The 20,826-nt window shown below is 67.4% G+C and carries 19 protein-coding genes; 15 read left to right on the forward strand and 4 right to left on the reverse strand.

Annotated elements, in window-relative coordinates; translation table 11 throughout:
- Window positions 1–93 precede the first annotated feature (93 nt).
- The 8 genes from TX88_RS01835 (at window position 94) to TX88_RS01870 (ending at window position 7,589) form a co-directional block, all read left to right on the forward strand.
- Window positions 94–2,175 carry an AMP-binding protein gene (locus TX88_RS01835; protein WP_044514221.1) on the forward strand — a complete coding sequence of 694 codons (2,082 nt, stop codon included), beginning with the start codon at window positions 94–96 and terminating at the stop codon, window positions 2,173–2,175.
- On the forward strand, window positions 2,163–3,518 hold the full coding sequence (locus TX88_RS01840) for an MFS transporter (RefSeq protein WP_044514223.1): 1,356 nt from the start codon (window positions 2,163–2,165) through the stop codon (window positions 3,516–3,518). Before TX88_RS01835 ends, TX88_RS01840 begins: the two co-directional genes overlap by 13 nt.
- 87 nt (window positions 3,519–3,605) lie before the next feature.
- Window positions 3,606–4,706, forward strand: coding sequence for a catalase family peroxidase (locus TX88_RS01845; RefSeq protein WP_044514224.1), 1,101 nt, complete (start codon window positions 3,606–3,608; stop codon window positions 4,704–4,706).
- A complete protein-coding gene (locus tag TX88_RS01850; protein ID WP_044514226.1) occupies window positions 4,703–5,278 on the forward strand; it encodes a cytochrome b in 576 nt (191 codons plus the stop codon). The genes TX88_RS01845 and TX88_RS01850 overlap by 4 nt, the downstream gene beginning before the upstream one ends.
- 19 nt (window positions 5,279–5,297) lie before the next feature.
- A complete protein-coding gene (locus TX88_RS01855) occupies window positions 5,298–5,744 on the forward strand; it encodes a COG4315 family predicted lipoprotein (RefSeq protein ID WP_049924814.1) in 447 nt (148 codons plus the stop codon).
- Between the two features lie 2 nt (window positions 5,745–5,746).
- Window positions 5,747–6,295, forward strand: a complete 549-nt coding sequence (locus TX88_RS01860) for a sigma-70 family RNA polymerase sigma factor (RefSeq protein ID WP_044514228.1) — start codon at window positions 5,747–5,749, stop codon at window positions 6,293–6,295.
- On the forward strand, window positions 6,292–6,939 hold the full coding sequence (locus TX88_RS01865) for a zf-HC2 domain-containing protein (RefSeq protein ID WP_044514229.1): 648 nt from the start codon (window positions 6,292–6,294) through the stop codon (window positions 6,937–6,939). Before TX88_RS01860 ends, TX88_RS01865 begins: the two co-directional genes overlap by 4 nt.
- 83 nt (window positions 6,940–7,022) lie before the next feature.
- Entirely contained in the window at window positions 7,023–7,589 is a 567-nt protein-coding gene (locus TX88_RS01870) for a dihydrofolate reductase family protein (protein ID WP_044514231.1), read from the forward strand.
- A 17-nt stretch (window positions 7,590–7,606) separates the two neighbouring features.
- Here the strand turns inward: TX88_RS01870 and abc-f are convergent, their stop codons facing one another.
- Window positions 7,607–9,253 (reverse strand): ribosomal protection-like ABC-F family protein, encoded by a 1,647-nt coding sequence (gene abc-f / locus TX88_RS01875; RefSeq protein ID WP_044514233.1) that lies wholly within the window; start codon window positions 9,251–9,253, stop codon window positions 7,607–7,609.
- Between the two features lie 223 nt (window positions 9,254–9,476).
- Between abc-f and TX88_RS01880 the strand changes: the two genes are divergently transcribed.
- The 7 genes from TX88_RS01880 to TX88_RS01905 all read left to right on the forward strand — a co-directional run bounded on the left by TX88_RS01880 (window position 9,477) and on the right by TX88_RS01905 (window position 17,580).
- Window positions 9,477–11,510, forward strand: a complete 2,034-nt coding sequence (locus TX88_RS01880) for a toprim domain-containing protein (RefSeq protein ID WP_044514234.1) — start codon at window positions 9,477–9,479, stop codon at window positions 11,508–11,510.
- A gap of 21 nt (window positions 11,511–11,531) precedes the next feature.
- A complete protein-coding gene (locus tag TX88_RS01885) occupies window positions 11,532–13,661 on the forward strand; it encodes a DNA gyrase subunit A (RefSeq protein WP_044514236.1) in 2,130 nt (709 codons plus the stop codon).
- 28 nt (window positions 13,662–13,689) lie between these two features.
- Complete coding sequence (locus TX88_RS34120) at window positions 13,690–13,830, forward strand: hypothetical protein (protein WP_162563061.1); 141 nt, start codon at window positions 13,690–13,692, stop codon at window positions 13,828–13,830.
- 128 nt (window positions 13,831–13,958) lie between these two features.
- Window positions 13,959–14,723 (forward strand): DUF1906 domain-containing protein, encoded by a 765-nt coding sequence (locus TX88_RS01890; RefSeq protein WP_044514237.1) that lies wholly within the window; start codon window positions 13,959–13,961, stop codon window positions 14,721–14,723.
- A 39-nt stretch (window positions 14,724–14,762) separates the two neighbouring features.
- Window positions 14,763–15,806, forward strand: coding sequence for an alpha/beta fold hydrolase (locus tag TX88_RS01895; protein ID WP_044519003.1), 1,044 nt, complete (start codon window positions 14,763–14,765; stop codon window positions 15,804–15,806).
- An 80-nt stretch (window positions 15,807–15,886) separates the two neighbouring features.
- The gene (locus TX88_RS01900; protein WP_044519004.1) at window positions 15,887–16,597 is read left to right on the forward strand and encodes a class I SAM-dependent methyltransferase; all 711 of its coding nucleotides are present in this window, start codon (window positions 15,887–15,889) and stop codon (window positions 16,595–16,597) included.
- A 65-nt stretch (window positions 16,598–16,662) separates the two neighbouring features.
- Window positions 16,663–17,580 (forward strand): serine hydrolase, encoded by a 918-nt coding sequence (locus TX88_RS01905; RefSeq protein WP_044514239.1) that lies wholly within the window; start codon window positions 16,663–16,665, stop codon window positions 17,578–17,580.
- A 31-nt stretch (window positions 17,581–17,611) separates the two neighbouring features.
- Here the strand turns inward: TX88_RS01905 and TX88_RS01910 are convergent, their stop codons facing one another.
- The 3 genes from TX88_RS01910 to TX88_RS01920 form a co-directional block, all read right to left on the reverse strand.
- Window positions 17,612–18,631 carry a VldE C-terminal domain-containing protein gene (locus tag TX88_RS01910; RefSeq protein ID WP_044514241.1) on the reverse strand — a complete coding sequence of 340 codons (1,020 nt, stop codon included), beginning with the start codon at window positions 18,629–18,631 and terminating at the stop codon, window positions 17,612–17,614.
- A 108-nt stretch (window positions 18,632–18,739) separates the two neighbouring features.
- Window positions 18,740–19,315: a TetR/AcrR family transcriptional regulator gene (locus TX88_RS01915; RefSeq protein ID WP_044514243.1), complete on the reverse strand. Its 576-nt coding sequence runs from the start codon at window positions 19,313–19,315 to the stop codon at window positions 18,740–18,742.
- Window positions 19,316–19,354: 39 nt separating this feature from the next.
- Entirely contained in the window at window positions 19,355–20,473 is a 1,119-nt protein-coding gene (locus tag TX88_RS01920) for an agmatine deiminase family protein (RefSeq protein WP_044514244.1), read from the reverse strand.
- Window positions 20,474–20,826: the final 353 nt, after the last annotated feature.

The following is a 20,826-nucleotide window of genomic DNA, read 5'->3' on the forward strand; positions in this document are numbered from 1 at the left end:
CTGCGTTCGTCGGCGAAACAGGCCCGTGCCAGGGACAGATGAACCACAATGGCTAGTCGCAGCTAACTACCGACACCCCTGGCAGAAACCACAGTGGCACGAGACGTGATCGCCGTCGACACGACGCTCGATCACCCATGTCCGGACATCTGGTCCATCCTGGAGGCGCCGGAGCTGTACCCACGGTTCTTTCGTGGCCTCGGTTCGTGCGAACACATCGCCGGCGACCCGCATCTCTTCGAGGTCCGTCTGTCCACCTCCCGCGGTGCCGTCGTCGTGCAGGAGATGCGCCGGACAATCCGCCTGTCGGGCATGGAGCTGCGCCTCGACGCGACGCAGACGGGTCGCTGTTTCGCCTCGATTCGCCTGACTCCCGAAGGGACCGGCGCTCGGATCGCATTGCGGATCTTCGCGGTCGGCACCCTGCATCCCGACATCGCGAAAGCCAGCGACAGCGCCATCGAGAGCTGGATCCGCGAAGGCCTCCAGCGAATCTCGGACTCCCTTGCGGGTAAGCCGTCCTCACAGCTGGTCAACATGGGCGACGGGCGCTCCCTGCAACTCAACGTGTTGAAGACCATGATCACCAGCGGTGTGGTGCGCGCGTCCCGACCCGATCGCGGTCTTCGCCAGCTCAATTCGCTCGCCAAATGGGGATTCACGCTCGCGGGCGGGCTCACCGCAGCCGCCGCGCGCTCACCGCGCACCATCGCGTCGATCGACCGGTACGGGACCTCGACCTACGGGGACGTGGCCGAGCGCACCAACCGCTTGGCCTCGGGCCTTGCGGTGATCGGTTTCAGCAGCGACAGCACATTCGCGGTTCTCGCCCGCAACCATTCGGCGATGGTCGAGTGCATGGTGGCGGCGAGCAAGTTGGGTGCGGACCTGGTGTTGCTCAACACGGGCCTCGCCGCCCGCGCGATCGAAGAGATCGTCAAACGCCACGACGTCGACGCCATATTCCTCGACGGTGACTTCGAACCGGAGGTGCGGTACGTCTCCGCGGACATCCCGCGAATCTCGATCCACGCCAATTCGGCTACCCGGCACCGGCGTTCGATCGACGATCTCATTGCCACCGGCACCGGCGCCGCACCGGTGGCACCCCCGAAGCAACCCGGCAAACTCGTCGCGCTCACCTCGGGCACCACCGGCACGCCCAAGGGTGCCCGACGGCCCACACCACCCGGCTTCGGCGCCATCGCCGCGATGTTGTCGCGCATGCCGCTGCGTCACGGCGAGGTGATGCTGATGTGCGCACCGATGTTCCACACCTGGGGTCTGGCCGCACTGCAAGTGAGCACGCCGCTACTGGCAACGGTGGTGTTGATGGACCGGTTCGACGCCGAAGAATGCCTCAAAGCCATTGAACGCCACCGCTGCACCGTGGTGATCCTGGTTCCGGTGATGCTGCAGCGCATTCTGGAATTGCCCGCCGCCGTGGTCAACCGTTACGACACGTCGTCGCTGAAGGTGGTCGCCAGCAGCGGGTCGCCGATTCCCGGCGCGGCCGTCACCAAGTTCATGGAGATCTTCGGCGACGTTCTCTACAACTTCTACGGATCCACCGAGGTGTCCTGGGCGACGATCGCCGATCCCGCCGACCTGCGCGTCGCCCCGACCACGGCGGGCCGGCCACCCCTGGGCACCCGCGTCGCCATCCTCGACGACGCGGGCGCCATCGCGCCGGCAGGCGCCGTCGGTCGCATCTTCGTCGGCAACGACATGCTGTTCGACGGTTACACGAATGCCGCATCGCCTGCCGTCGAGGACAGGCTGATGGACACCGGTGATCTCGGATACCTCGACGGCAGCGGACGTCTGTTCGTCGCCGGGCGCGACGACGACATGATCATCTCCGGCGGCGAGAACGTTTTTCCGCGGCCCGTCGAAGAGGCCATAGCCGTGCTGCCACAGGTCGCCGATGTGGCGGTGGTCGGTGTTCCGGACCCGGAGTTCGGCCAACGCCTCGCGGCGTTCGTGGTCCGCACCGAGGGGGCGTCACTCGACGCGGACACCGTCAAGAACTATGTCCGGAACCGCCTGAGCCGCTTCTCGATTCCGCGCGATGTCACCTTCGTCGACCAGCTGCCACGCACCGCCACGGGGAAGGTCCTGAAACGTCACTTGATCGAGGGCCAGTTTCCCCTGGAGATGGGATGGCCGGGCTGACTCGCTGGATACTCGCGGCGATCGCCATCGCGCTGTTCTGCGTGCAGATCGACTACTTCGCGGTGAACCTGGCACTGCCCCGGATGGCGTCCGAACTGCACAGCAGCACCACCGACATGCAGTGGGTGGTGAGCATCTACATGCTGACGCTGGGCGCCTTCATGGTGCCCGCGGGTCGCATAGCAGACATATTCGGCCGACGACGTGTGCTGCTGTCCGGTATCGCGCTGTTCGCGGTGGCGTCGGTGCTGTGCGCCGTGGCTCCGACGCCGGCCGCGATAGTCGGGTTCCGCGCGCTGCAGGGTATCGGCGCGGCGATGATCTTTCCGGTCTCGGTGAGCGTCCTGACCAATGCCTACCCCGCGGTCAGTGCGAGCAGGGCCATCGGCACGGCCTACGGCATCGCCGGGCTGGGGAACGCCGCCGGTCCGTTGGTGGGCGGCGTGCTGACCGAAACGGTCGCCTGGCGCGCGGTGTTCTGGCTGCTGGTGCCCTTCACCCTCATCTCGCTGGTCATCGGTGCCCGCGTGATCCCCGAGAGTTTCGACGAAACCGCCCCGCGCCGAATCGATGTGAGCGGGCTGGCACTGATCACGGTGGGCATCGGCCTGTTCACCCTGGCCTTCGATCGTGCGCCCACCTGGGGTTGGCTGTCGCCGGCGACCATCGGCGCCGGAATCGCCGCGGTTGTCCTGCTCACGGCTTTCGTGGCAGTCGAACGACGAACACGCCACCCGCTGGTCGATCTCGGGTTGTTCGGCAACCCGGGCTTCGCGGTGCTCGTCGTTGCCGGCACCGTCGCCAACATCGCGTACGTGGTCACGGTCTTCCTGACCACGCTGAATCTGCAACAGGTCCGCGGTCTCGATCCACTGATGGCGGGCGTGGTGTTCCTGGGGCCGTCGGCCGGCGCCGCGCTGGGAGGCACGCTCTCCGGCCGGCTGCCCTCAGCGTCCTCGCCGGTCCGCGTGATGGCCGCAGGATGTATCGCGGCCGCGATTTCCCTTGCCGCACTGACTGTTTCCGGCGGGTGGGTGGGGTATGCGATCGCGCTCACGGCGTGCGGCTTCACCATGGGATTCGTCTACGCGTTCACCACGGTCGCCACGCAAGCGGTGGTCCCGCCGGCGCGGGCCGGCGAGGCGGCGGGGGTCACCCTGACCGCGCTGGTGACGCTGGCCGGCGTCGGCGTCGCCGTGTCAGGCACCGTCCTGGAGGTGCTCCAACTCAGCGGGATGGGGACCGGCGCGGGCATCGACGCGATCCTGACCGCCATCGCCCTGGCGTTGTCGGCAGCCGGGTTGGCCGTCTGGATCAGGGCCCGGCGCAGTCCGGTGGGCTGACCGGCCCTCGGCCGCGGTGAACTTTTTCTCCTCCACAGGCGTATGCCCCGGGGAACCCCATCCCGACACACGTTTGGAAGGTCGCTCATGGACCGCAGATCAATCGTTCCCGCATCGTGGCGCAGCGCTTCGGCCAACCGGCGCAGCGTCGTCATCGGCATCGCGGCCGTCGGCGCCTTCCTGGCCGCCGACGTCGGCGCAGTGCTGTACGGACGTGGTCCGCTCGGATCGCAACGACGGTTGACCCCACAGGCATTCGTCGACGCCTTTCACGCGGTTGCCGGGATCCATCCCGGATATCGCCTCAACCATGCCAAGGGGGTTGCGGTCAGCGGCTACTTCGACAGCAACGGTGCGGGCGCCGAAGTGACCAAGGCCGCGGCCTTCCGCGCCGGCCGCTCCCCCCTTATCGGCCGGTTCTCGCTGCCCGGGGGTGATCCCACCGTTTCAGACACCACTGCCGCCCCGCGCGGGCTGGGCCTGGCGATCGGATATCCCGATACCGGGCAATGGCGCACCGCGATGCTGAACCTGCCCGTATTCCAGGACAATTCGGTGCAGGGTTTCTACGACCGGTTGCTGGCATCCAAACCGGTGCCCGGCACCGGCAAGCCCGATCCCACGGCCATGGCACGTTTTCTGGCCGCCCATCCAGAAACCGCTGTCGCCATGTCGACGATCAAGCAGCAACCGCCCACGTCCGGTTTCGCCGACAGCACCTTTCGGGGGCTCAACGCCTTCTACTTCGTCAACACGGCCGGCGACCGTACACCGGTGCGATGGTCACTGAGCCCGGTGCGGGAGGTACAGCCGCCACCCACATCGCCCGCCGGCCCGAACTGGCTGTTCGACAACGTCGTTCGCGATATCCGGTCGGGCCCGTTGCGCTGGCGCCTGCTCGTGACGATGGGCGAACCGGAGGACGATGTGCGTGACGCGACCATCGCGTGGCCGGCCGATCGGCGCACGATCGACACCGGGACCGTGGTGCTCGACTCCATCGCGACGGAGTCGGCCGGGAACGCCCGCGACGTCAATTTCGATCCCATGGTGCTGCCGGACGGGATCGAGCCCTCGGAGGACCCGCTGCTGCCCGCCCGCTCGGCGGTGTACGCGGCATCGTTTCGCCGACGGGCCGGCGTTGCCGGAGCCGCCCCGCAGGTCGAGACGGGGGAGGTCGCGCGATGATCGCGTCGGTCACCCGCTCCGGCTCCCGCTATGCCCTCGGCACCCGCGTTCTGCACTGGTCGGCCGCAGCGCTCGTGTTCAGCACGCTGCTCGTCGGGTTCTTCCTCGCCAACTCGCTCGCGCACTACGCCGTGCTCCTGCGCGTGCACAAAGTTCTGGGCGCACTGGTGTTCGTGGTGTTCGTGATCCGCGTCGTCAACAGACTCACCGATCGCGGGCCCGCCCTGCCTGCCACGGTCGGCCGGTTCGAGCGCATCGCGGTGATCGGCTCCGAACTCGCCATGTACGTACTGCTGTTGGCGCAGCCGTTGCTGGGGTGGGCGATGGTGTCGGCCAGCGGGGTTCCGGTCGGGTTGGGCGGCGCGCTTCGACTGCCACCGATCGCGACGGTGGACGCCGAGCTGTACGGCCTGCTTCGCAACGGCCACTCGGTTGTGGCCTATGCCCTGGTCGTGATGATCGCCGCACACGTGTCAGCGGTGCTCCTGCACACCCTGACATTGCGCGATGGCATGCTGCGCCGAATGAGTTTCGGGAACGATGAACCTCTCGAACTCCGCCGGCGTACGTAAGGCCGTGGATATCAATCGGATGAGAAGAACTGTTGGTGCGGCGCTGTTTTCCGCCGGCATCGTGGGCGGACTCGCCGCGCCGGGCTATGCGAACGCCGACGAGCCGGTCAGATCGGTCCTCGCAAAACAGGCGTCGGACCTGGGCGAGATCGTCGTCGACGCCGAGGGAATGACGGTGTACGCGCTCCAGGGCGATACTCCCGCGAGCAGTGGATGCGGCGAGGATTGCCTGCAGAAGTGGCCCGCCGTGCTCGCCCCCGACCCGCTGCCGGCACAGGTGCCGGGCGTCGAGGGAGTATTGGGTGTGTACCTACGTCCGGATGGCACCCGCCAGTTGACCCTGAATTCGCACCCGCTCTACACGTTCGTCCAGGACAAGGCGGCCGGGCAGCACAACGGCGTGGGTAAGCAGTTGAGCAACTCCAAGTGGGGCGTCATGCAATCCGACGGGCTCCCGCGGTACTGACCGTGCCGAACCGTCCACGACGTCGCCGATCGTCGGCCGCACAGCTTGGTCGTGCGGCCGACGATCGGCTGCTGACCACGCTGTACACCGTTCACGGCGATGCGGTCCGGCGATTCGTCGCCGGCCACGTCGTCGATGTGCAGCACCGTGAGGACGTCGTGCAGGAGACGTTCGCGCGGGCGTGGAAGAACATCGACCAGATCGACGCGGCCGAAGGCAATCCCAGATCGTTCCTGTTCACGGTTGCCCGCAACGTCATCGTCGATCAATGGCGGCGGAGGTCACGGCGGGGCGAGGTGCTTGTCGACACCGATGTCGCTCTGCCCGGTGCCGATGCCGTCAACAAGTCCCTGGAGCGGATCGTCATCGGTGAATCCCTGCAACGGTTGTCCCCCGAACATCGCGAGGTGGTCAAGGCGCTGTACTTCGATGACCTCACCCTCGCCGAAGCGGCCGATAGGCTCAATGTTGCTGTGGGTACCGTGAAGTCACGCAGTTACTACGCAGTGCGCGCACTGCGGGCGGTGTTCGACGAGATGGGGCTGCTGTGATCGACGAACCTCATGTTCTTCTGGGCGCCTACATCCTCGGCGGCCTCGACGCCGAGGAACGCGGACGCTTCGAGGCGCACCTCAAAGACTGTGCACAATGCCGCGCCCAAGTCGCCGATTTCGCGCCGCTGCCGGCGCTCCTGAGCAAGGTCGACCCGGCTGACCTGGACACCGGATCCACCGACGGTGGCGAGTCGGAACTGATTCTGCGTGACATGCTCGCCGCCCGACGGACGGCAGCGAAGCGCCACGTTCGCCGCCGGGTGGCGCTCGGGGCGTGCGCCGCGGTGCTCGCCGCCGTCGCACTGGTGTTGGTCATCCCGCGCGGCGACACCACCCCGCCGGGCACGGGCACCTTCGCGATGCATTCGGTCGCGGCCGCCGGCGCCTCCGGATCGGTGACCCTGACGCCCAAGCCGTGGGGAACCGCCATCGTGCTCGACCTGAAGCAGTTGCCCACCGACGGGGTATTCACGCTGCGGACGATGGACGACAGCGGGCAGATGCAGCCGGCCGCCACCTGGGCGGCGATGCCGACCGGGAAAGGGGTGGTGCAAGGGGCGACATCCATCCCGATGCCAAAACTGCGCAAGCTCAACATCGTCGATGCGGACAACACCGTCCTGGCCACCGTGGAACGCTAGTCACGGCCTGCCCCGCGCATCGATGAGTTTCCCGCACGGCACCGGTCATTACGCCTGAGACCAACACCCGGGAGGCTGACACCATGCGCAAGCTGCGCTACGGCATGAACGTGACTCTGGACGGCTACATCGCCGCGCCCGGCGACGACATCGCATGGGGCGGGCCACCGAGCGACGAACTGTTCCAGTGGTGGCTGGACCAGGACCGCGCCAGCAGCGTGGCACTGTACGGCCGCAAGCTCTGGGAGACGATGAGCGCCTACTGGCCGACCGGCGACCAGCAGCCCGACGCGACCCCGGCGGAGATCGAGTTCGCCCGAAACTGGCGGGATACCCCGAAAGTGGTGTTCTCCTCCACGGTCGGGACCGTCGATTGGAACACCCGCGTGGTCACCGGCGATGCGGTTGCCGAGATCACCCGGCTCAAGGCCGAAGACGGCGGCCCGATGAGCATCGGCGGCGCAACACTCGCCGGGGCTGCCATGCGAGCCGGGCTGATCGACGAGTACATGCTGGCCACCTACCCGGTCCTGGTGGGCGGCGGCACGCCGCTCTTCACCGCCGTGGACAGCTGGGTGAACCTGAACATGGTCGAGACGCGGACGTTCCCCGGCGGCGTGGTGCTGACCAGGTACGAAACGAGGCGCTGAACGCTCGTCTGCCTGGGTTACGACTCCGCCACCCGGCCGTTGACGACGGACCACGACCGATCCAGCCGGACGTTCTGCAGCATTCGACGGTCATGCGTCACCAGAAGCAGGGCACCGTCATAACTTTCGAGGGCCTGCTCGAGCTGCTCGATGGCGGGAAGATCGAGATGGTTGGTCGGCTCGTCGAGCACCAGCACATTCGTTCCGCAGGCCTGCAACAACGCGAGGCCCGCGCGAGTGCGCTCACCGGGCGAGAGATCGTCGACCGCACGTTCCACGTGGTCGGCCTTCAGCCCGAACTTCGCGAGCAGGGTCCGGACATCGGCCGTCGGCCAATCCGGCACGTGCCGCTCGAACCGATCGACGAGTCGATCCGGCCCGGTGAAAACAGAACGGACCTGGTCGATTTCGCCGATGGCGACGTTCGCACCCATGCTCGCGCGTCCGTCGTCAGGTAGCCGGCGGCCGAGGAGCAGCCGCAGCAACGTCGACTTGCCCGCCCCGTTGGGACCGGTGATCCCGATGCGCTCGCCGGCGTTCACCTGTAACGAGACCGGCCCCAGGACGAAATCGCCCTGCCGCACAACGGCATTGTCGAGGGTCGCCACGACCGAACTCGACCGGGGCGCGGTCCCGATGCTGAACTGCAGCTCCCATTCCTTCCGAGGCTCTTCAACCTCCTCCAGGCGGGCTATCCGGCTCTCCATCTGCCGAACCTTCTGCGCCTGCTTCTCACTGGACTCGGATTGCGCCCGGCGCCGGTTCTTGTCGTTGTCGGGCGCCTTGCGCATCGCGTTGCGCACACCCTGGCTCGACCACTCCCGCTGGGTCCGGGCCCGCGCCACCAGATCGGCCTTCTTCTCCGCGAACTCGTCGTATTCCTCACGGCGGTGCCGCCGGGCGACTTCCCGTTCCTCCAGATAGCTTTCGTACCCACCGCCGTACACGGTGGTTCTGTTCTGCGCCAGGTCCAGCTCCAGGACGCGGGTTACGGTGCGGGACAGGAACTCCCGGTCATGACTGACCAGCACCACTCCGCCGCGGAGCTCCCGGACGAAATTCTCCAGCCGGGCCAGTCCGTCGAGGTCCAGATCGTTGGTCGGCTCATCGAGCAGGACGATGTCGAAGCGCGACAACATCAGCGCCGCGAGTCCGACTCGCGCCGCCTGCCCGCCCGACAGAGCGGTCATCAGGGTCGACTCCGGCCTCACCGTGTCGACATCGAACCCCAGATCGGCCAGCACCGCGGGCAACCGTTCGTCGAGGTCGGCGGCGCCGGTGGCGAGCCAGTGGTCCAGCGCGGTGGAGTAGGCGTCGGCATCGGCCGCCGGATCCGCCAAGGCTTCGGCCGCGGCTTCCATCGCCAGGGTGGCCGCCGTGCAACCGGTACGCCGCGCGATATAGGCGGCCACGGTCTCCCCCGGCACCCGCTCGTGCTCCTGGGGCAGCCACCCGACGAACCCGTCGGCCGGAGCGAGATTGACCACACCATCGAGCGGATTGAGATCTCCGGCCAGGATGCGCAGTAGTGTGCTCTTGCCCGCACCGTTGACCCCCACGATCCCGACGACGTCGCCGGGTGCCACGGTCAGGTCCAGCCCCTCGAAGAGCGTGCGGTGGGCGAATCCGCCTGCCACATTCTTCGCGACAAGCGTTGCGGTCATGGCCTCATCGTCGCATTTGCCGGGATCTCAGCCCGCATCGCCAGGTTGAGTGCCGTTTCAGCCGCGGCGGTGAGACGGGGCGTCGGCGGACCAAGGCAGAATGCTTAGGCCACCCGCGGGATCCGGGGGTGGTTGGCACGGCGGGAGCGAGCTCGCCGCGCGCGAGTGACACTCCGACGGGACCCGATCGCTGCGACATCGGCCCTGGTGGAAAGGACCAGCAGTGAGTTACAACGCCGCAGACATCACCGAGCTCGATGATGTCCAGCACACGCGCCTGCGGCCGGCGGTGAACTTGGGCCTCGACGTGCTCAACACCGCGTTGCGCGAGTTGGTGGACAACGCGATCGAAGAGGTCGCCGATCCCAGCCACGGCGGGTCCACCGTGACGATCACCTTGCACGCCGACGGATCTGTCAGCGTCGCCGACGACGGGCGCGGCCTGCCCGTCGACTCCGACCCGGTGACCGGGAAGAACGGCATCGTCAAAACACTGGGCACCGCTCGGGCGGGCGGCAAGTTCTCCGCCCACAGCGACGCGACCAGCACGGGTGCCGGATTGAACGGGATCGGGGCAGCCGCAGCGGTGTTCATCTCCGCCCGCACCGACGTCACGGTGCGCCGCGCCGGAAAGACCTACCTGCAGAGCTTCGGCCACGGCTACCCCGGGGTCTTCGACGGCAAGGACTTCGACCCGGACGCGGAGTTCACCCGTGCCGACACACAGAAACTGCGCGGCGCCGGCAACCGCAAGCCCGACGCCCACGGCACCACGGTGCGCATCCTGTTCGACCCGGCCGTGGTGCCCGACTCCAGCCTGGATGTCGGGGAGGTGCTGCTGCGGGCGCACGCCGCATCGCGGATGTCGCCAGGGGTGAACCTGATCGTCGTCGACGAAGGCTGGCCGGGCGAAGACGTCCCGCCCGCGTTGCTCGAACCGTTCAGCGGCCCCTGGGGCACCGATACCCTGCTCGACCTGATGTGCACCGCCGCAGGCACTCCCCTGCCCGGCGTGCGCGCAGTGGTGGAGGGCCGCGGTGAATACTCCACCGGGCGCGGCCCCACCCCGTTCCGCTGGTCGTTGACCGCGGGCCCGGCCGAACCCGCGACGGTGGCCGCGTTCTGCAACACCGTGCGCACCCCGAACGGCGGATCCCACCTGACCGCCGCGGTGAAGGGGTTCTCCGAAGCCCTGGCCGACCGCGCGTCCCGGATCCGCGACCTCGGGCTGGCCAAAGGCGAGGACGGGCCCGAGGCACAGGATTTCGCCGCCGTCACCGCACTGGCCGTCGACACCCGCGCACCCGACGTGGCATGGGACTCCCAGGCCAAGACCGCGGTGTCGTCACGATCGCTGAACGTGGCGATGGCACCGGACGTGGCGCGCAGCGTCACCATCTGGGCGGCCAACCCCGGAAACAGCGACGCCGTCACGCTGTGGACGAAGCTGGCACTGGAAGCCGCCCGGGCCCGTCGCAGCGCCGAAGGCGCCAAAGCCCGTTCTCGTGCCGCGTCGAAAGCCAAAGGGCTGGGCACGAATCTGTCGCTGCCGCCCAAACTGCTGCCCAGCCGGGAGACCGGTCGTGGTTCCGGTGCCGAGCTGTTCCTGTGTGAGGGCGACTCGGCGCTGGGCACCATCAAGGCGGCGCGTGACGCCACATTTCAGGCGGCTTTCCCGCTGAAAGGCAAGCCGCCCAACGTTTATGGCTTCGCGCTGAGCAAGGCACGGGCCAAAGACGAGTTCGACTCGATCGAACGCATCCTGGGCTGCGGGATCCGGGACAGCTGTGACCCCGAACTGTGCCGGTATGACCGGGTCCTGTTCGCCTCCGACGCCGACCCCGACGGCGGCAACATCAACTCCAGCCTCATCTCGATGTTCCTCGACTTCTACCGGCCGCTCGTCGAGGCCGGGATGGTCTACGTGACGCTGCCGCCGCTGTTCGTGGTCAAGGACGGCACACAGCGGATCTACTGCCAGGACGAGTCCGAGCGCGACACCGCCGTGGCCCAGTTGAAAGCCACCTCCAAGCGCAAGGTGGAGGTGCAACGCAACAAGGGTCTCGGCGAGATGGATGCCGACGACTTCTGGAACACCGTGCTGGATCCACAGCGCCGCACAGTGATTCGGGTTCATCTCGACGATGGCGAGAAGAAACTGCACCACACCTTGTTCGGCGGGCCACCCGAGGGCCGACGTACGTGGATGGCCGATGTCGCCGCCCGCGTCGACACCTCCACGCTGGACTTGAGCTAGGGAACGTAGGAGAGACCGGCCGTGACATCGCTCATCGAACAGAACCCCGACCTCGTCCTCGACCAGAGCGCCGACGACTACTGGAACCACTACCAGCTGACCTTCGCGCTCTACAGCGTCAGCGACCGCGCCATCCCTTCGGCATTCGACGGGCTCAAGCCGGGTCAGCGGCGTCTGCTCTACCAGATGCACGACTCCGGATTGCAACCCGGAAACAAGCCGCAGAAGTCCTCGAAGATCTGCTCGGCCGTCACCGGCAACCTGCACCCGCACGGTGGCGCGTCGATGTACGGCGCCGCCGCCCTGATGGCCGCCGACTTCCAGCGGGTGAAAGTCATTGACGGACAAGGTGCGTTCCCGCGTATCCAAGGCGACATTCCCGCGGCTGACCGGTACACCGAGATGCGGCTGTCGGCACCCGGAGCCGCGCTGACCGCAGAACTCAACGACCACGCGGTGCCGATGGTGCAGACGTTCGACGGCGAGTGGACCGAGCCGACGATGCTGCCGGCGCAGTGGCCGGTGCTGCTGTGCAACGGCGCCATGGGCATCGCCGAGGGCTGGGCCACCAAGGTGCCCGCGCACAATCCGCGTGAGGTCATGGCCGCGTGCCGGGCGCTGCTGAAGACGCCCAACATGACCGACGACAGGCTGCTGAAACTCATCCCCGGCCCCGACTGGGGATGCGGGGCCACCGTCGTCGGCACCGCCGGACTGCGGGAGTACATCACCACCGGCCGCGGCGCGCTCACCGTACGCGGCACGGTGTCCGTCGACGGCAAGAACTGCATCATCACCGAGCTGCCGCCCGGCGTCGCGAGTAACACTGTGCAGGACAGGATCCGGGCCCTGGTCGAATCCGGCGAGATGTCGGGTGTGGCCGATATGTCGGACCTGACCGACCGCCGCAACGGACTGCGCATCCTGGTCACCGCCAAACGCGGCTACAGCGCCGAGCAGATCCGCGAGCAACTGCTCGCCCTGACCCCGCTCGAGTCGACATTCGCCGCCAGTCTGGTCGCGCTCGACGAGGACCGGGTGCCCCGCTGGTGGAACGTCCGCGAACTGATCGGCGCCTTCCTGCACCTGCGCGATTCTGTTGTGCTGCACCGCAGCGAGTACCGGCTGGAGAAGGTCACCGCCCGCAGGCACCTGGTGGCCGGCCTGATGAAGATCCACCTCGACATCGACGCCGCCGTCGCGGTCATTCGCGGTTCCGACACCGTCGATGACGCCCGCCAGGGTCTGCAGGAACACTTCAGCATCGACGAAGAGCAGGCCAATTACGTTCTGGCACTGCAGCTTCGCCGGCTTACCAAGCTCGACGTGATCGAGCTGCAGGCCGAGGCGGACAAACTCGACGCGGAGTTCGCCGAGCTGACCGAGCTGGTGTCCAACCCCGACGCGCGCCGGGTGGTGATCGACAAGGAACTCGTGGAGACCGCCAAACTGTTCAAAGGGCCCGAGTTCGACCGCCGCACCGTGCTGGACTCAGAGGCCACACCCGTGGCCTCGTCTGCTGACGAGGACGGGCCGCGCGAGCGCAAGGTCAACGCCGCATGGCGCCTCGACGATCGCGGGGTGTTCTCCGACAGCCACGGCGACCTGCTCACCTCAGGTCTCGGTTGGGCGGTCTGGACCGACGGGCGGGTGAAGTTCACCACCGGCAACGGCCTGCCGTTCAAGATCCGCGATATCCCGGTGGCGCCCGACATCACCGGGCTGCTGCGCTCCGGCGTGCTCGCCGAGGGCTACCACCTGGCCCTGGTGACGCGCCGCGGCAAGATCCTGCGGATCGACCCCGCCGCGGTGAACCCTCAAGGCGCGGCCGGCAACGGTGTGGCCGGGGTGAAGCTGGCCGGTGACGGCGACGAAGTGGTTGCGGCGCTGCCGATTTCATGCCAGAACGGCGAGGCGATGCTGTCGATCTCCGAAAAGGGCTGGAAGGTCACCGAAGTCGCCGATATCCCGGTCAAGGGCCGCGGCGGCGCCGGTGTCGGGTTCCACCCGTTCGTCAACGGCGAGGACGCCCTGCTGTCGGTATCGATCTCCCCGACCGGGTTCGTGCGGGGCAAGAGATCGGTACGTGCGGAGAATCGGGCGAAGGCGTCGGTCAAGGGTGCCGGGACGGACGTGACACCGGCGCCGTAGCCTGGCGACAACAGCATGAGGGGGCTCCATGGTCAGCGCGGAACCGCACATCTACATCACCGTGCCGTCGGTACGGATCTGGGTCAAGAACAACCGCTGGACAGCCGTCGCGGTGGCATTCGTCGCTGCCGCAGTGCTGCTCGCGGCGATCGCCTTCGTGTTGACATGACCTTGCTGTCGTGACGGTCCCGGGCGCCAGAACGGGCACGGCACCGGCTGGATAACAGTGCGGCATCGAACTGAAACCGACCCGTGAGGCAACACGGGTCACAGCAGTCACTTTGTTAACATCACGCCGTGCAGGTTTCCAGGCGTGACGCCTTGCGCTACGCCGCCGCGGCCTCAGCGCTGGCCGGTCTCGGCGTGGCATCGGCAGCCATGCCCGTCGCATCGGCCGCCGCCCCCACGCTGATCGACTTCGCCATGCGCCAGATCCCCGCGCGGGACATCCGGGCCGCCGGCCACTCCGGGGTGATCAACTACGTCTCGACTTCACGGCCCGGCTCCTCCATGGGCGCCAAGCCGATCACCCTGCCCTACGCCCGTGAGCTGACGGCCGCCGGTTTGGTGATCGTCAGCAACTACCAATACGGCAAGCCCGGCGGGACGGCACCGTCGGACTTCACGCGCGGGTTCGCCGGCGGCGTCGCCGACGCTCGCACCGCCTGGCAGCTGCACACCGCCGCAGGTGGCGGCCAGAGCGCCCCGGTCTTCTTCAGCGTCGACGACGATATCGACCGCAACACCTGGAACACCGTCGCGCTGCCGTGGTTTCGCGGAATCAACTCGGTGATCGGCGTGCAGCGCACCGGCATCTACGGGGGTATCAACCCGTGCCAGTGGGCCATTGCCGATGGCGTTGTCGGCAGGTCGACCTCGCCCGGCCGCGCGTGGGCATGGCAGACCCGGTCCTGGTCTCGCGGCCAGATCCACCCTGCCGCAGTTCTCTACCAGCGCGTGGTGAGCACCGTGTCGAATCCGGGCCCCGTGGTCGGCGGGCTCGAAGTCGACGTCAACGATGCTTTGGCCTCCGATGTCGGCCAGTGGAACCTTCATCCGTGACGGCACCGTCGAGGTAGTTGCCGGATTACGCTCGTGGGCGTGCTGGAAAAGTCCGGGATCCAGTTTCTGCGCGTCGGCGGGCGCCGAATCGCGTACGAGGTGCGCGGGCAAGGACCACCGCTGGTGGCCCCGGCATGGTGGGTGAGTCACCTCGAACTCGACTGGCAAGATGCGGACTACCGGCGATTCTGGAACGGCGTCGCCGACGGATACACCTTGATCCGCTACGACCGGCTCGGCGTCGGGATGTCGGATCGCACGCTCCTCGAATCCGATCTGAACCTCGACCGCGAAGTCACGACACTGCGTACGGTTCTCGACGAACTCGGGCTCGAGCGCGTCTCGCTCATCGGCGGTTCATCCGGCAGTTGCACCGCTGTGGCATTCGCCGCGGCGTTCCCCGAACGCGTCGAGCGCTTGGTGTTGTACGGGTCGTACCCGAATGGGGCGGCGCTTACGGCCCCGGGTGTGGGGGACGCGATATTGACTGCGTTACAAGCACATTGGGGACTGGGTTCACGCCTGCTCAGCGACATCTTCCTCAGCGGGGCCGACGGCGACGATCAGGACCGCTTCGCCAGGTTGCAGCGAGAGGCGGCGACGGCCGAGACCGCCGCCGCATTGTTGGCCATGGTCTATCGCCTCGACGTCGGCGATCATCTTGCGCACGTCCGATCTCCGACACTGGTGGTACATCGCCGGGACGACCGAGCCGTGCCGTACCAGCTGGGGCGCGAGGTGGCTGCCGCGATCCCGCACGCGGCATTCATCCCGTTGAAAGGGAGCGCTCATTTCCCGTGGCACGGTGACGTCGATTCCGTCGTCCGCGCATGCCGTGAAGCTCTGGCTCCAGCCCAGCCGTCACCGCACCAGGCCAGCGCGCCGGAACAGGTCGTACTGTCCGGCCGCGAGCAGGAGATCCTCGCCTGCCTCGCACGCGGTCTCAGCGACCGCGAGATCGCCGATCACCTGGTGCTCAGCCCCCACACCGTGCACCGCCACGTCGCGAACATCCGCCGCAAGCTGGGCCGGACCTCACGGACCGCTGCCGTCGCGGAAGCCGGCCGGCTCGGCCTCTTGTGAGATAGCCGAAACGGGCCATCGGCAGAAGATGGCCGGATCGGGCGATGCGCGAACCATGCGGCCATTCCTACGTTTGGGACATGACCGAGATCGCCACCCCTCAACCGGGAACCCAATCCCAGCCGAGTTCATCATCTGCCGTGTGGCTGCGGACCTTCGCCCTCGCGTACGACTCGCTGCTCTGGCTGGGTGAGATCGCCGGAATGCGCCGTCGCCGCAGCACCCTGCTGAGCCACGCCTACGGCAACGTCGTCGAGATCGGCGCCGGGACCGGGTTGAACATTCCGCACTATCCGGAGGCAGTGACCGAGGTGGTGCTCACCGAGCCGGAGCCCGGCATGCGCAGGAGATTGTCGCGCCGGGTCGCGCAGCATGACTGCGCCGCGCGGATCGTCGATGCGCCGGCTGAACGTCTACCGCTCGCCGACGCGTCCGTGGACACCGTCGTCTCGACGCTCGCCCTGTGCACCGTCGACGAGCCCGAACGAGCGCTGCGCGAGATGGCCCGCGTACTCCGCCCGGACGGGCAGTTGCTGTTCATCGAACATGTGCGGGCGGGTTCGCGCCTTCTGGCGGCGTGCCAAGACACGTTGCACGAGCCGTGGCGCCGCTTCGCCTGCGGCTGCCGCTGCAACCGCGCCACGGTTGAGTTGATGCGCGCCTGCGGTTTCCAGGTCGCGGCTCGAGACGACACCTGGCGCCGCATGCCGACGATCGTTCGTCCACTCGCGGTCGGCCGCGCGACACCGGCTGATCCGGGCCGTGTCGCTGGCTGCGCAATGCCCGGTTAAGCTGGGATAACCGGTGGGCGCAGCGTCCATCCCGGCTCACCTGGCTCAGAATCTTCGGGAGACGTATGCGGCGGCGACTGTCCAAGCGGGCGATGACGAGCATGGCGGTCCTCGGCGCCGCGATGCTCGTCAATGGTTGTCAGGCACAGGTCACGAGCATGCCATCGAGCCCTGGGAACACCGCTCGGGCAACAGGTGTCGCGCCGCTGGGCACACGTGCCGTGTTTCCTCAGACTCCGCCGGCCGAGTTGGACGACCTCGACGTCCGCACCCGTCGGGCGACCGCGGAGGCGGCCACATCCGGGGCCGACATCGAGGTCGTCGTGCTGGACCGCGACACCGGCCAGATCATCTCCAACGGCGCCAACCAACCGTTCCCGATCGCCTCCGTGGTGAAGCTGTTCATCGCCGACGACCTGCTGCTGCAGGAATCGAAGGGCGAGACGAAACTATCTCCTGCCGACCGCAAGTCGCTCGACATCATGCTGCGCTCCTCCGATGACGGCGCGGCCCAGACCTTCTGGGACCGCAGCGGAGGAAACGCCGTCATCTCCCGCATCGTGGCGCGGTACGGATTGAAGGGCACCACGGCGCCCTACAACGGGCACTGGGACGTCACGCAGAGCACCGCGAGCGACCTGGTCCGCTACTACGACATGCTGCTGGACGGCAGCGGCGGGCTGCCTCCCGAGCAGGCCGACGTGATCATGAGCAACCTCGCGCAATCCACGCCGACGGGAACCGACGGTTATCCGCAGCGCTTCGGCATCCCCGACGGGCTCTACGCCGAGCCGGTCGCGGTCAAGCAGGGCTGGTTCTGCTGCTGGAACGGCTCCAACCAGCTGCACGTGTCCACCGGCGCGATCGGCCCCGAACGCCGCTACGTCATGGCGATCAGCTCCCTGGAACCCGGCGACGCCGCCTCCGCACGCAACACCGTGACTCAGGCCGTCAAGACGATGTTCCCCGGCGGGCACATCTAGACGCTTTGCGGGGAGATTGCCGAGCCGTGGGTCAGTGGCGAGGTGTCGTGGTGATGTGCACGTGGTCGTAGTGGCCGTAACCAGATGCCTGCGGGCCCGATGGCGTGTAGTAGGTGCCACGCCAGATCACATCCTGTAGCCCGAATCGGGCCGCGTTGCTCATCGCGAACGCGAGAATCTCGTCTCCGAGCGCGATGCCCTCGGGGCTGCTGGGGTTGGGGATCATGATGTCGATCGCCAGACCGCTGGGATGCCAGGGCTTCGAATCCGGCCGCACCCCGTCGATGTCGGCGATCTGGGGAAACCTCGCGCTGACGGCCCGGGCAGCCACGATGGTGTTGGCCTGTAGCCCGGCCTCGGACGCGACGCCGACGGGTAACGACTCCGGGAGATCGACGGGCGGTGCCGCGGCCGCGTTGTCGATCACCGCCCGCTGACCGGGAGTCAACGCGGCGTACTGCGCCTCCGCGGCGGCGATCTGACGCTGCAGTTCACTCCATTTCGCCTGCAGGTCTGAGCGCACCGCGGCCGACTGCTCGGCTGCGGCGCGGGCCTCGGCGGCCGAAACCTCTGAGGCCCGGACGGCCGCGGCGGCGCGCTCACGTCCGGCTTGAAAGGCCTTCATCTGCTCGCTCGCCTCAGTGGCCACCACCCGCCGCAGCGACAGGTGGCCGATCAGCTGTTGCGGGGAGCCCGCGGTCAGCACCGCCGCCATTTGACCGGTGCCGCCACTCATGTACGTCATTGCCGCCACCCGGTTGGCAGCGGCCTGATGGGGCTGCAGCTGGGCGTTCGCGACATCCAGGGCCGTGAGATCGGCGCGGTGGCGGTCTTCGGCCGCTGTCTGGGCAGCCATTCTGGCGTCGGCGTCGCGTTGGGCCGTTGTGACGGCATCGCGACTCTCCACCGCCTGACGCGACAAGTCGTTGAGCTTGGACAGTGCGTCGGCCGCGGGGTCCGCCTTCACGTCGCCCGTCGACATCCCCAGCACCAGCACCGCGGCTGCCGAGCCGTACGCCGCTCGCCGAAGTGAATGGCGTACCCGGGTCATTCGGATTGTCACGATCCTTCGGTGCGGGGACCGATCGTGGTCCGGCTACGTATGTCCCGGACAGGCTACGAACTGGCACCGGCGATGTCTACCCGTGCGCCACCGCGATTACCGCGCCGGCCCGAGTTCGGCTGTAATGGCCCCGGCCAGGAGGTGCTGGGCGCGTTCGAGGGTGATCGATCCGCTCAGCCATCGTTCGCTGAGACCTTCGACGAGCGCGGTGAGCCGTTCGGCGGCGTCGGTCGGGTCGATGCCGGCATCGGCCATGCCGCTGTCTTGGGCCATCGTGATGACCTCTCGCAGATCCGCCGACCACTGCTGGGTCGCGTCGCGCAGCTGCTCGCGCAGGTCGCCGTCGAACACGGCGCTGGCTCGCAACTCGCCCCAGGCGATGCTGTTCTCGCGCACCGCGGGCGTCCCCTGGATCTCCAGGAGCAGCATCTGTTCGATCTGTGCCCGCGGATCTTTCGGTGCCAGAGCTTGCTCGGTGTAGCGGGCGGCGCGATCGTTGATGTGTTCGAGAGTCCGGCGGATCAGCCCTGCCCGACTTCCGAAGTGGTAGTAGATCAACGCGGTGGAGATGCCCGCCTCGGCGGCAAGCTTCTCGACGCGCAACCCGCGGACACCGCTTTGGGCGATCACCCGGATCGCCGCTTCCAGGATCATCGTCTGACGATCAGACACCGACCTCCCCTTCCCAGGAACCCTTGATCATGGTCGGTCTCAGTCGACGGGTTCCTGCTGGGTGGTGCAATGGATGCCGCCACCTCCGGCGGCGATGGCATCGATGTTGATCTGCACGACGCGGCGATCGGGGAACAGCCGCTCCAGTTCCTGTTTGGCGGCCTGATCCGTCTGCGGGTCGCCGAATTCGGGTGCGATCACGGCGCCGTTGCAGACGTAGAAGTTGATGTAGCCGGCCGCGAAGTCATCGGATTCGAAGTCGGGACGGACGACACTCGGCGCTTCGAGCACGACAACCTCCAGCTTGCGGCCCTTGGCATCGGTCGCGTTCTTCAGGATGTCGAGATGACGCTTGGTCACATCGTGGTCCCACGAATCGGGGTCGGTGTCCATACCGGCCACCACCACACCCGGGCGGGCGAATCGGGCATAGAAGTCGGTGTGGCCGTCGGTGATGTCCTTGCCCTTGATGCCGGGTAGCCAGATGATCTTGTCCAGTCCCAGCAGCGGGCCCAGCTCGGCCTCGACATCGGCCTTCGACCATCCCGGGTTGCGGTTCTTGTTGAGCACGCAACTCTCGGTGATCAGCGCGGTGCCCTCACCGTCCACCTCGATGCCGCCGCCTTCAAGAACCAGGTCTGTGGGCAGCGATTCCACGCCCGCGTGCTCTGCGACGAAGTCGGCGACACCGGCATCGTCGTCGTAGTCCTGCTTCTCGCCCCAGCCGTTGAAGTTGAAGTTGACGCCGGCCTTGGTCCCGTTGCCCTTCACGAACACCGGTCCGGTGTCGCGCATCCACAGGTCATCGAGCGGGGCCTCGATGAGCTCGACGGACGGGCCGACGAGGCCACGGGCCAGGGCGAGGTCCTCTGACCGGACCAGCATCGACACCGGCTCGAACTGCGCGATCGTCTGGGCGATGCCGGCCAGGTTCCGCTGGACTTCGGGAAGCTGCGCGGCACCCCAGATCGCTTCGCTGGCACCGAAAGCCATCCAGGTCCGCTTGTGCGGATCCCCCTCCTCGGGCATCCGCCAGGTGCGCTCGTCGTCCTGGTCACGGTCGTGTTCGGCGACGGCGTCGGTGGGGTCGGTGCATGCCGCTGCCAGTAGTGCGCCGATCGCGGCCGCACCGAACTGCAGAAACTTCCGTCTGACCATCACTTCTATCTCCTCGCCGTTTCAGCCGGCACTGGCACCCCGTTGCCTGACTTTCAGGCACATCCGATGTCCAGGGCACTGCGCACGTCACCGGAGAGCCTACAGCGTTCCTGACTGACTTTTCAGTCGGTGGTGTGCGGCTGCGGTGAACAGCTGGTTGGGCCGCAGCGGATCCGCACCGGCACGTTTCCGGATCCGCTCGCACCTTGAGTCGCCGAAAGCCGATGGACCCGGCCGAGCCTTTTGGCGCCTTTGAGGGCCGCGCGCGCAGTCTTTTGCCTGGATATATACGGTATGACGCACACGCGTCGCCGGGTATTCTCCGGGCGTCACCCTGCGACCAGTCGCAGTTG

The organism is Mycolicibacterium septicum DSM 44393 (assembly GCF_000455325.1).
Lineage (GTDB): Bacteria > Actinomycetota > Actinomycetes > Mycobacteriales > Mycobacteriaceae > Mycobacterium > Mycobacterium septicum.

Bases quoted from the DNA above. Each gene is read 5' to 3' on its own strand.
- TX88_RS01840 (WP_044514223.1), top strand. From the start codon at position 2,163: ATGGCCGGGCTGACTCGCTGGATACTCGCGGCGATCGCCATCGCGCTG.
- TX88_RS01845 (WP_044514224.1), top strand. From the start codon at position 3,606: ATGGACCGCAGATCAATCGTTCCCGCATCGTGGCGCAGCGCTTCGGCC.
- TX88_RS01850 (WP_044514226.1), top strand. From the start codon at position 4,703: ATGATCGCGTCGGTCACCCGCTCCGGCTCCCGCTATGCCCTCGGCACC.
- TX88_RS01855 (WP_049924814.1), top strand. From the start codon at position 5,298: ATGAGAAGAACTGTTGGTGCGGCGCTGTTTTCCGCCGGCATCGTGGGC.
- TX88_RS01870 (WP_044514231.1), top strand. From the start codon at position 7,023: ATGCGCAAGCTGCGCTACGGCATGAACGTGACTCTGGACGGCTACATC.
- abc-f (WP_044514233.1), bottom strand. From the start codon at position 9,253: ATGACCGCAACGCTTGTCGCGAAGAATGTGGCAGGCGGATTCGCCCAC.
- TX88_RS34120 (WP_162563061.1), top strand. From the start codon at position 13,690: ATGGTCAGCGCGGAACCGCACATCTACATCACCGTGCCGTCGGTACGG.
- TX88_RS01900 (WP_044519004.1), top strand. From the start codon at position 15,887: ATGACCGAGATCGCCACCCCTCAACCGGGAACCCAATCCCAGCCGAGT.
- TX88_RS01905 (WP_044514239.1), top strand. From the start codon at position 16,663: ATGCGGCGGCGACTGTCCAAGCGGGCGATGACGAGCATGGCGGTCCTC.
- TX88_RS01910 (WP_044514241.1), bottom strand. From the start codon at position 18,631: ATGACCCGGGTACGCCATTCACTTCGGCGAGCGGCGTACGGCTCGGCA.
- TX88_RS01920 (WP_044514244.1), bottom strand. From the start codon at position 20,473: ATGGTCAGACGGAAGTTTCTGCAGTTCGGTGCGGCCGCGATCGGCGCA.